This is a genomic window from Flavobacterium sp. LAR06 (genome assembly GCF_041946075.1).
In the GTDB taxonomy this organism is placed as follows: Bacteria; Bacteroidota; Bacteroidia; order Flavobacteriales; family Flavobacteriaceae; genus Flavobacterium.
Map to the genome: position 1 here is coordinate 97,354 of NZ_JAUTYT010000017.1, position 10,519 is coordinate 107,872.

Consider the following 10,519-nt stretch of genomic DNA (forward strand, 5'->3'; position numbering starts at 1 on the left):
TTTATTTATCAGAAAAACAATTTAATTAAATCGACTTTTGTAAATTGAAGAAAGTGTTTCTTTCAGTGAAAAGTTTAAATAATTATCAGCCATGGTTATTGCAGTTGTCTAATGACAGATATTCAAAAAAATTACCAAAACATTAAAAATGAGTAAATCGTCTAAAATTCAAATCTATTTTTATTCCATACTAATAATTAGCGTAATTTGGTTATTTGTCTTTCCTAAGCCACTTAAGAATTTGCTCCAAATTATTTTTGGAGTTCCAACTTTTCCTGTTTTTATATTTAATTTTCGTGATAAATTAGAAGATTTTAGCAGGGGCCTTAAAAACAAGCTTCCTGATTTATCCTTTTATATCCTTTGAATCTACATCAACTATAAATAAAATAAAATGAAACATATATGCTCTTTGATTGCCGTGTTGTTTTTGTCGACTATATCCTACGGAGTAGAAAACGCAAAAATGCCGATAGAAAATCTCAATATTGCTGACGTTAACTTGAAAAACATTTTAAAATCATCGATAATAGAAGACGGGATTTACGATACGAAAATGATTTTGACACGCCTAAATGGAAAACCTGTAAGCGGTACCGGTTTTTATATTACTATAAGCAGTGGCAGCAGTACCATACAAGGCAAAAGCGGGTGCAATAATTTTAGCGTAAACTATAAAAATCTTGCAAAAAAGAACCGCATCGAAACTTCATCTCCAATAGGTACGATGATGGCCTGTGATGAAAAAAAAATGGGATTGGAACAGGAGTTTATGAGTTCAATGAATAATAAAATGTTAAAAATTAGCAGAAAAAAAAATATTGTTATTTTTAAAGATTTACGCGCTAAATCAATTATGGAATTTACCGTTCCTACACAAAACGGAATCTGGAGTTTTATAGGTAAACAGAATTGGAAATTGATACAGCTGGAGGGTGTTGGGAAAGATTATGGGCCGGTTTCAATAAAATTTGATATAGCTGCTAATAAAGTAAGCGGAAACAGTGGCTGTAACAGTTTTTTTGGTACTTATGCAGCAGAGGGTGATTTTGTTAGTTTCAGTAAAATAGGCGCTACCAGAATGGTCTGTTCAGATGATCAGGTCTCTTTAACTGAGCAAAAAATACTTGGTTATCTTAACCATAAATTGCGTTTTGATGTGGCAGACCAAACACTCAACTTTTATCTCGAGGATATGCTTGTGATGATGTTTGCTCTATAATACAGAGTAACCTGAAATCTTAGAATTAGATTTCAAGCTACAGCTATAGAAGAAACAATGTTTAACTTTGATCCAAACCTGCTTAAAACAAGAGATGCTTTCAGTGTAATTAACTGTTAATCAGTGGTTAAGTGTGTAGAATTGACAAAGAAAGCAAACTCAAAAAAAATAGCTGCCTCAGTTTTGAGACAGCTACTATTGCTTTCAATTTGTTTGTGGTTTTTTAAAACTGTTTCAAAAACAATTTAGCATAACTGTTAAAGGGCAGAGAGTCAATTTTTGGTTCGAAATAAACTTTTCTATAAAATTTATGTAATCTCAAGACGTATTTTATTTTCTCAAATAAATCATTAATTTTATGGACTTACGAAGTCTTGTGGTTTTTAAATTGTTGAAACTCGAGCGGAGTATATTCAGGACATGCACCTACTTTTGAGGTTATAAAAGCACCAAGTGCTGTAGCCTGTTGCATAATATCTTTTACAGTAGCTCCCCTTACAAATCTTTTTGATAAAAAACCGGCAAGAAAGGAATCCCCACTTCCTATAGTGTCAGCAATGGTTATGTTTAGAGCGGGATACAAATGAAAGTTACCATCATTTACATAAAGCGCGCCTTTACTACCCTTAGATATAATGATTTCTCTCAACTTAAATATATCCTGCACTTGTTTCACGGCATCTTCTTCGGAGGTATACGGCTTGCATAAGAAATCCAAAACCATAAGTAGTTCCGCTTTATTGAATTTAGCAATGTCTGCTTTATGTAACAATTCTTTTAAGAGATTAAAATCATAGTGTGGTTTGCGCAAATTGATATCGAAAACATTAAATGAGCTGTCTTCGAGCAATTCAAACAGCGAGTTTCTAGATTTTCTGTTCCTTGAGGCAAGAGAACCAAAAACAAGGGCACTTGATTCCCTGACTAATTGCTTATCATTAGGCTTGGCTTCGATATAATCCCATGCTACATCGCTTGTAAGGTCATAATGCGCCTCTTTGTTTTGATCAAAAGTAGCAATAACCGTACCGGTAGGATATTTATTGCTCACCTGAATGTTTTCAGTATATATACCCCATTTCTTAATTTTGGATATAATCTCATCACCGAGAGCATCATTGCCCACAGCGCTAATTATATGCGAATCTATTCCCATTTTAAATAGATTATAAGCAACATTAAAAGAAGCCCCGCCCGCTTTTTTCTCCTCTCCAGGCAGATAATCCCATAATAATTCCCCAAAACAGGTAACTTTAATTGTATTTGAATTTGTCATTTTTAATTTATTTTGAAATTTGCTAAAACTTATTTGATAATTAATCTGCATGTTTTTGTACCTGCAATTTTTAGAATGAATACGCTTGAGCTGAAAATTGCAGGTAGGCATTGTTATCTACAGGATTCCACATCGCCCATATTCCGATTGGAAGTTTATATCCCATGACAGTTACAACATTTGAAAGTAAAAGACTTACTTCATTTATTCCACTATTACCTGCGAAGAAATTATTTTGTTCGCCTGCTTTATTTACTGCTGCGGCATATCCAATTCTTCCATCTACTTGAAGATTTTCTTTTTTGTAAAAACAATATTGGGTTGATGTAAAATAAGAATATTTATTTTCTGTATTTGCCATGTTTCTATCACGACCAAAAAGGATAACATTCCAGCTTAGAGTTAAAGGAAATTTTTCAGATATTGTAAAGTTAGATCTGAAATCTAAAAAACGTCCGGTTTCGCTCGCATTATAATTAAAGTATTCTTCGTTATTATAGGTGGCACCAGGTGAGAAATTATAAATATCCCATAATTCTACATTAAATCTTCCTTTTTTGAAACCTACATAGTTATTGAATTCTTTGTAAGACCCTTCTGCATTTCCACCTCCCCAGAACCCCCCGTAAAAATGTTTGCCGTCCAGATGAAGATCACCAGTAAAAACAAAACCGGAGGTGACTTCTATCCCGCGCCATAAATGACTATTTCTAACTTGTAAGGAAGAGTGAAGATCTTGACTATATGTGATATTCAAAAAAGTAATCAAAGTAAAAACTAAAAAAAGTCTCCTAAATTTTTTATTTTTGGATAAATATATATAATGCTCATTTGGCGTGAGTATGTGTATTGGTTTCATAAGAAAATGGTCTGGTTATTAGCAGTCGATTATATAACAATGTCTTCTTTTCTTTGGCGAGATCCCCATAATGCATAGGACAGTATTACTAGTTCGCAGATAACACAAAGAATCCATGTCCATCTCCAAGCCCCAAATACATCAGCGAGTATGCCTTGTAATAGTGTGAACACTGCACCTCCGAATACTGCTGAAACGAATATTCCTGATGCCTTGGAAGTGTATTTACCTAAGCCTTTGATTGAAAGTGAATAAATACAGCTCCACATGGAAGAATGTAAAAGTCCAATGGCAACCAGAAACCAAATATTCTGGGTTATTATAGCAATTGTTGCGAGTATTGCAGCAAGACTTGTAGTTGTTATTAATTGCTGTCTAGCCGAAATATGACTTAGAAAACTTGAAATTCCGCGGCCAATCATAAAACCTCCCCAATAGAGAGTTGAAAGAAGAGCGTGTATTCCAAGATCCATATTACCGATGATAATATCGGTTTTCCCAAAAAAGTTTACAGGACGACCAAGAGCTTCCAGTTCAAAAGCGAACAAATTAATATTAGCCCCAATAGCTACTTCAGTGCCCACATAAAAAAAAATAGCCACTACTCCAAGGACAAAATGCCTGAAAGACCACACACTTCTTTCGAGTTTTTCTCCTGAGCTATCACGAGTATTTGGAATATCCGGTATGTCGAGTTTTCTTGTTAGCAGCAATACTGCCATTATACAAAACAGGAGAATTGCCAAGGGAGTAATAAGTTGTTTTATTTCGATGTTTTCAATAGAAATACCACTAAAAATTACCAATGTAACAAAAAAAGGTGCAGATGTAGTACCTATAGAATTGATCCCTGTAGTGATATTTAGACGCTGAACGGCTTGGGTCCCGGGTAAATCATAAGAAGCTACATATGGGTTTACCACAACCTGAATTACAGCCGCTGAGGTTCCCATAATAAAAGAACCTGCTAGAAAAACAATAAAACTATAAGGTATTATTGCATCTCCAAATATAAAATGAAAATCTGGCAATTGATAACCCATCCATGAAGAACATAAATACATAATCAAGCCAGAGATGATAAACAGCATTCCACGGATTATTGTGTTCTTATATCCATAAATGTTAACCCACCTGCTTCCTAAGGAGCCATTTACAAGGTATCCTAAGAAAAAAAAGAAAGAAATAGAGGTGGTTAGGGTGTTTTTGTAACTACCTGCCTCGGCTAAAAATGTAAATTTCAAAGGAGCCTGAAGTTGTTCATTTATAGTGGTAAGAAAACCTACGATAAAATAAATGAAAGTAACAATTGCAAAAGGCAATATTTTATTTTGAGATCTATCTTTCATAAAGTATATTTTTAATAAATAATTAGTTTTTGGATACGATTGTATTTAATACAGCTGTTATTCCTTTCTCTTTGATGATTTCTGCGTAATAAAGATATTCTTGAGTGAATTTTTCAGATGCCATAAGATTATAACTTTTGAATGGGGTTAAATTCAGGAAGTCTAATGGATTACTACTTTCAATAAACTTTGAGTCCTCTGAGGTTAACCAAGGCTCAGCTACATCGTAAGTAAGACCTTTAGAATCCTTTTTGTATTTTAAGTAGTGCCTGTAAGCAGCGATAAGGAAAGTTATCCGCTTTAAGTCTTTGCCATCTTTAATCATTTTGCTAAGGTTTGGCATAATATATACGGGGAATTTTGAAATACCATCATAACATAGCCTGCTCAGCTGGTCACTTACGCTACGGTTTGCAAAACGCTCAATAAGGGTTTTCTTGTACAGCTCCAAATTAGTTTCTTTGGGTGCCGGAACATAAGGCGTGATATCAATATTCATGAAATCCATTAAAAGAGCTGTAAAAAGCGGATCATGCATTGCATTATCAACTTTACGATAACCGCTTAAAAATGCTGGATAACACAAAAGGGTATGCGATGCATTCAGAAGACTTAATTTCATATTTTCGAAAGCACTAACATCATTTACAAATTCAACCCCAACTCTTTCCCATGCAGGCCTGCCAGCAATAAAATCATCTTCAATAACCCATTGAATAAAATCCTCACAATACACAGGGACTTTATCAGTACTTCCACTGTTGGCATTTAACCTCTTTATATCGGCTGGGTTCGTAGATGGGGTTATCCTGTCAACCATGCTGTTCGGGAAAGTCACATTTTGCATTACCCAACTGGCAAGTTCATCATCCTGGGCATTTATAAACGTAGTAAACGCTTTTTTTGCAGTGTCCCCATTGTGCTGGAGATTATCACAAGACAGGATAGTTATACTACCGTTTCCCCTGTGCTTTCGAACACGCAAACCTTCAGCTATAAATCCAAAAACAGTACTGGGAAATCTGGGGTTTTCAATATCATGTTTTATTTTTTCATCTTCAAGATCAAAATTTCCCGTTCCCTTATCCAGATTGTATCCGCCTTCTGTAATAGTCAAAGAGATAATTTTTATAGATCGCTCGGCGATTTTATCTATTACAGCCTTTGGATTTTCGTAACCTGCGATAAGTTCCTGAAGTGCTCCAATTTTATAGACCTGATCACTGCCGTCCCTTCCACATACTGTGAGTGTATAATCAAGATCTTGAGATTTTAAATTTTCTACATTTTTTTCATCCGAAGACAGCAAGCTTATTCCGCAGATTCCCCATTCCTTTTGATCATTGTCTTCCAGCAATACATTTGTATAAAATGCCTGATGAGCACGATGGAAGTTACCAACCCCGATATGTACAATACCTTGGGTGATATCTTTGGAGTGATATTTATAATCTACTATTTTCATAATTTTTTAGTTTATTTTTTGATAAATTCTTTCTTGTTTTGACCAAACATATAAATTTGATCCTTTTGTTATATCGTTTTCGTAAAAAAAACTTTATGGGAACGTTCTCAATATATTGGGAACGTTCCCATGTCGCCAAATAGCATTTTTTAATTATTTTTGAATAAATTAAGCACGATGAAACGAATTACAATAAAAGATCTTGCACAATATCTGTCCTTATCGACTTCGACCATATCACGGGCATTACTTAATGACAAAAACATAAACCCTGATACCAAAAAAAGAGTAATGGATGCTTCTGAAAAACTTGGATATAAGCCAAATATGACGGCTTTGAGCCTAAAATATGGAAAAACTAAAAGTATAGGATTCGTTGTTCCGGAAATGACAACTCCATTTTCAGCAAAAGTCCTTCAAGGTATACACAACATCCTTTATCCCCTGGGATATAAAGTCATAATCCTTCAATCAGATGAAGATCCTTCACGAGAAAAAGAAAATCTACTACTGCTCGAAACATTTAATGTTGACGGAATTATTATCAATCTTTGTCATGAAACACACAATCAAGATATGTATCAGCAAATAATAGCTAGGGGAACTCCATTGGTTTTCTTTGATCGGATACCACCAGGTGAAATGGATGTTTCAAAAGTTCTGGTTGATGACTATATCAAGTCTTCCCTAATGACAGAGCATCTTATCAGTTGTGGACGTACTAGAATAGTTCATCTCATGGGGCCATCGACAGTTCGAAATGCTGTAGAACGAGCTGAAGGCTACAAGCGGATTTTAGCGAAATACAACTATTCTGATCCCCAACTTATCTTAAAAACATATCAGACTGGATTTGAAGATGGAAGAATAGCAGCGAAACAATTATTAGACAGTAAAATAAAATTCGACAGTATTTTTGCCTTTACAGATACCTTGGCTATAGGAGCAATGAATTACTTACAGGAATATGGTATAAAAGTTCCTGAAGAAGTTGCTGTTGCAAGTTTTTCAGGGACAGAACTCTCTACAAATGTATATCCTCAATTAACAAGTGTAGAACAACCCCTTATAAAAATGGGGGAAAATTCAGCGGAACTTATAATTGAAAAAATAAAAGACAGCTCATCGGCAAGTCACACAATAATTCTTGATGCAAAACTTGTTTATCGGGCATCAACACTGGGTCAGAATAATCATCAAAATTGTTGGGATATGTAGAAATACTTTGAAAGCTTCAGCAATTTTCTGCTTCATCTTTTTTGCTTAAAATAATTATAAAGCACAATGGCTACGTTATATAGATAAAAAGACTTGTCTAATTTCTGATGATTTCTATTTTTACAAAAACCACACCACCGCTTTTGTTGGATGTAATATCCATAAATGCTTTTTTACTCAGGTCAATTTCTCTTCCATTGACAAATGGTCCTCTATCATTAATTACTACAATTACTGATTTTCTGTTTTTTTCGTTTGTGATTTTAAGTTTTGTGCCAAATGGAAGTTTTTTATGAGCGGCAGTCAGTTTACTATTGTCAAATTTTACGCCGCTTGCCGTTTTTCTTCCATCAAATTTATCATTATAATAAGAGGCGTGAGCATTTTCTTTGTACAATTTGAGATTTTTAGTTTCGGTATTTTCCTTTATTGAATCCAGACATTCTTGTGCTGCAACTGAAAGAGAAAAAAGGAAAACAATACACATAAGTAGTTTTTTCATTTCTAATTTTGCCCAAAGAGAAGAAATTATAATAATTTTGATATAGTTGAAAGGACATATTTATGCTAGAAAAAGCCATGATTTGTCTGCAGCTTAGTCTGTAATTCTTCTATTGTTACTGGAAAAAACGGTCAAATTGACCATCTAATTTCTATGTAACTGACTATCAGTTTCGGAGTAGAACGCTATGGGTGCCAGGAGAAAAAATGCTAAGCAATCTCAGGTCATATGTACGGAAGTGGGCATGTAGGGAGTTTTGGCAGCATAATCAGAAAACAAATGTTGAGGGTATTTTGCATTTAAATTTACTAGCAACTAATTTTTTTAAAGGTAAAGGCTATTCAGCTTATTTATATTATAATACATTTGATATAGAAATCTATTATGGTAAGAACGACTAAAAATAAAAAAGTCGATTTATACGAGACGGTTTCAGGTGTAAATTGATGGCTCGTAATGTTACTGTCATAATTAATTTTGGACTAACAGAGAATTTAGTGCTTCCAATCAATACTGAGATTTTAATGGGGAAGGGGACATTTAGAATCAAATAGCTTTATTATTTATAAAACTAATGATTAGGATTAAAATTGATTTTAAATGTTTGAGTGGGAAAACTTGTCATATTTAGTTTTACATTATCTTAAATCACAGTTTGGAAAATTGGTTTATTTTAAACCTGGCGTCTAAATGATGGTAAAACATCATATTAAACGCTTTTTGTTATGGTATGTTAAATGAAGTTCAAAAAAAGCATATAACAATGTTTTTCGGTCCTGGATAGCGGACAGTAATGTGATTAATTGACTGAACTTTGCATAAGTTATTTGTAGAGATAATTTTTATAGTTAAATAGTTTGGTTAGTTATTAACTTTAAACGGTGTCCGATTTCATAGTGAGAGAAATTGGATGCTGTTTTTTATTTGTAGAAAAACTTATTGTTTTTTTTGCGTTAAAATCTGATTTTACCATTTGTGATACAGAACATGATACGGGTGATAACAAACGGATCACGTAAATACTTCCTGAAAATATAAATGTATATATATAAATTCTTAATTTTACATGCCTAAGTATCTGATGTTTAAATTTTAATTAGACTACACTCTGTCTTTTAAATAAAATCATATTTGAATGTGAATCAAATTTCACAAATTCCGTAAAGCCTGATTCAAACCAATATAAAAAAGCTATGAAAAATATGGAACTTAGGGATGATTTATTGATAAAGGAACGCTGGAAAAGTTAATATTGTAGCCGGGATTGCTATGATTTGGATTTAATAATGTTAGTTCTTTAAGACTTTTTATTGTTGTTTTGGCCGGTGAGGTGGGGGCTGCCTGGAGTGACTAGTTGATTTGAGAGGGAGTACTTAAGATTCTTTATAAATGATTTTATAAGAGAGATAAACAGAAGGAAGTAATTACACGACAACTGCCGAAGGGATAAAATTATTAAATGCGGCAAGGGGAGGTTCATATATAAGATTATTAGACAATGCCATTTCACTGAATGTTTTTTCTGGGAGCCACTTAGGGTATTGGCGGGGAAGATGGCTGGGTAATTTCAAGCACGAACTGGTATCAAGCTAGGAATAACAACTATTGGTTTCACTCAGAGAGGAACATTTTGGATTTTAATTTAAAATAAATAAAATAAAAAGGATATCATTTACTACTATTATTAATTCTATACAAAGGTCATCAAAGATAATGAGCCTCATTAGTTAACTATACTACTAATAAGTGCTACAGAGGGTTCTTTGTAAATATTACGAATCATTTTTGCAAGAAGAAGAAAAAGCAATTAAATACAACTGTATTTTTTTATTTTTATTCAAATATCTCTTTGAATAAATTTTGGCATTCAATTTTTATTTCTTCCTTTAAATCGCTTTCAACTCTAAAACCAAAATTGACACCATGTGGATTTGTATTCATATCATAATGATTATGTAATCTATCATTTTTCTCAGAAGAAAGTGCCGATTTTCGTCCTTCAAAATATTCAGAGTGTTTATTTTCGATTTGCTTTAATCCTTCTGTTAATCTTTCCATTTTTGGCGCGCCCTTTTCTCCGTAAAAAAGTTCTTTCAAATTCATAATTTTTAATTTTCACTAATTATTAGTTTTGTAAAGATATAAAACACTATTGCAAAAATTGAGTAAAATAATTTTTCCTTTCAATATTATCTATATCAATGAAAAGGTGGTCTTAAAATTTCGAGTTCCGGGAGAATGGATGGCAAGATAAGCGGTTGTTTACTACCGTTAATCTAGCCGTGAGTTTTGACGCTGACTTAAATTATCTAGACTCTTTGATTTTTTAAAATTTGTAAGTTTTTCAGGATTTGTACTGCCGCAGGCTTGATAAGCTTTTCTGACGTAAATTTTTAATATAGAATCAGTTTTCATTCGAAAACGGCTAAAAAGGGCAGCCAAGATAGCGCCAGCGGTCTGCTGCATGCGCATAACGGACTCCAGTTTCCTTTCGTCCGCCCTTCGGGACTTATAGCAATCCGCATCCTTTAACTGACGCTTGATCTGTGCTTTAGTTAGTTAGTTAGTTAGTTAGTTAGTTAGTTAGTTAGTTAGTTAGTTAGTTAGTTAGTTAGTTAGTTAGTTAGT

8 protein-coding genes are annotated in these 10,519 nt (G+C 33.5%); 2 read left to right on the top strand and 6 right to left on the bottom strand.

The window, feature by feature from the left end:
* The first annotated feature begins 394 nt into the window (after positions 1–394).
* Positions 395–1,222 (top strand): META domain-containing protein, encoded by an 828-nt coding sequence (locus Q7C23_RS20645; protein ID WP_375034277.1) that lies wholly within the window; start codon positions 395–397, stop codon positions 1,220–1,222.
* A gap of 364 nt (positions 1,223–1,586) precedes the next feature.
* On the opposite strand, the gene Q7C23_RS20650 is transcribed toward Q7C23_RS20645, so the two are convergent.
* The 4 genes from Q7C23_RS20650 to Q7C23_RS20665 all read right to left on the bottom strand — a co-directional run bounded on the left by Q7C23_RS20650 (position 1,587) and on the right by Q7C23_RS20665 (position 6,171).
* Positions 1,587–2,498 (bottom strand): carbohydrate kinase, encoded by a 912-nt coding sequence (locus Q7C23_RS20650; protein WP_375034278.1) that lies wholly within the window; start codon positions 2,496–2,498, stop codon positions 1,587–1,589.
* Between the two features lie 70 nt (positions 2,499–2,568).
* On the bottom strand, positions 2,569–3,357 hold the full coding sequence (locus tag Q7C23_RS20655; protein ID WP_375034279.1) for a hypothetical protein: 789 nt from the start codon (positions 3,355–3,357) through the stop codon (positions 2,569–2,571).
* 29 nt (positions 3,358–3,386) lie between these two features.
* Positions 3,387–4,706 (bottom strand): MFS transporter, encoded by a 1,320-nt coding sequence (locus Q7C23_RS20660; RefSeq protein ID WP_375034280.1) that lies wholly within the window; start codon positions 4,704–4,706, stop codon positions 3,387–3,389.
* A 22-nt stretch (positions 4,707–4,728) separates the two neighbouring features.
* The gene (locus Q7C23_RS20665; RefSeq protein WP_375034281.1) at positions 4,729–6,171 is read right to left on the bottom strand and encodes a mannitol dehydrogenase family protein; all 1,443 of its coding nucleotides are present in this window, start codon (positions 6,169–6,171) and stop codon (positions 4,729–4,731) included.
* 177 nt (positions 6,172–6,348) lie between these two features.
* Here Q7C23_RS20665 and Q7C23_RS20670 point away from each other — a divergent pair, with 177 nt between their 5' ends.
* The gene (locus tag Q7C23_RS20670) at positions 6,349–7,389 is read left to right on the top strand and encodes a LacI family DNA-binding transcriptional regulator (RefSeq protein WP_375034282.1); all 1,041 of its coding nucleotides are present in this window, start codon (positions 6,349–6,351) and stop codon (positions 7,387–7,389) included.
* A 97-nt stretch (positions 7,390–7,486) separates the two neighbouring features.
* Here Q7C23_RS20670 and Q7C23_RS20675 read toward each other — a convergent pair whose 3' ends face one another.
* Positions 7,487–7,891 carry a septal ring lytic transglycosylase RlpA family protein gene (locus tag Q7C23_RS20675; RefSeq protein ID WP_375034283.1) on the bottom strand — a complete coding sequence of 135 codons (405 nt, stop codon included), beginning with the start codon at positions 7,889–7,891 and terminating at the stop codon, positions 7,487–7,489.
* A 1,833-nt stretch (positions 7,892–9,724) separates the two neighbouring features.
* Positions 9,725–9,994, bottom strand: coding sequence for a hypothetical protein (locus tag Q7C23_RS20680; protein WP_375034284.1), 270 nt, complete (start codon positions 9,992–9,994; stop codon positions 9,725–9,727).
* Positions 9,995–10,519 lie beyond the last annotated feature (525 nt).

Bases quoted from the DNA above. Each gene is read 5' to 3' on its own strand.
- Q7C23_RS20645 (WP_375034277.1), top strand. From the start codon at position 395: ATGAAACATATATGCTCTTTGATTGCCGTGTTGTTTTTGTCGACTATA.
- Q7C23_RS20650 (WP_375034278.1), bottom strand. From the start codon at position 2,498: ATGACAAATTCAAATACAATTAAAGTTACCTGTTTTGGGGAATTATTA.
- Q7C23_RS20655 (WP_375034279.1), bottom strand. From the start codon at position 3,357: ATGAAACCAATACACATACTCACGCCAAATGAGCATTATATATATTTA.
- Q7C23_RS20660 (WP_375034280.1), bottom strand. From the start codon at position 4,706: ATGAAAGATAGATCTCAAAATAAAATATTGCCTTTTGCAATTGTTACT.
- Q7C23_RS20665 (WP_375034281.1), bottom strand. From the start codon at position 6,171: ATGAAAATAGTAGATTATAAATATCACTCCAAAGATATCACCCAAGGT.
- Q7C23_RS20670 (WP_375034282.1), top strand. From the start codon at position 6,349: ATGAAACGAATTACAATAAAAGATCTTGCACAATATCTGTCCTTATCG.
- Q7C23_RS20675 (WP_375034283.1), bottom strand. From the start codon at position 7,891: ATGAAAAAACTACTTATGTGTATTGTTTTCCTTTTTTCTCTTTCAGTT.
- Q7C23_RS20680 (WP_375034284.1), bottom strand. From the start codon at position 9,994: ATGAATTTGAAAGAACTTTTTTACGGAGAAAAGGGCGCGCCAAAAATG.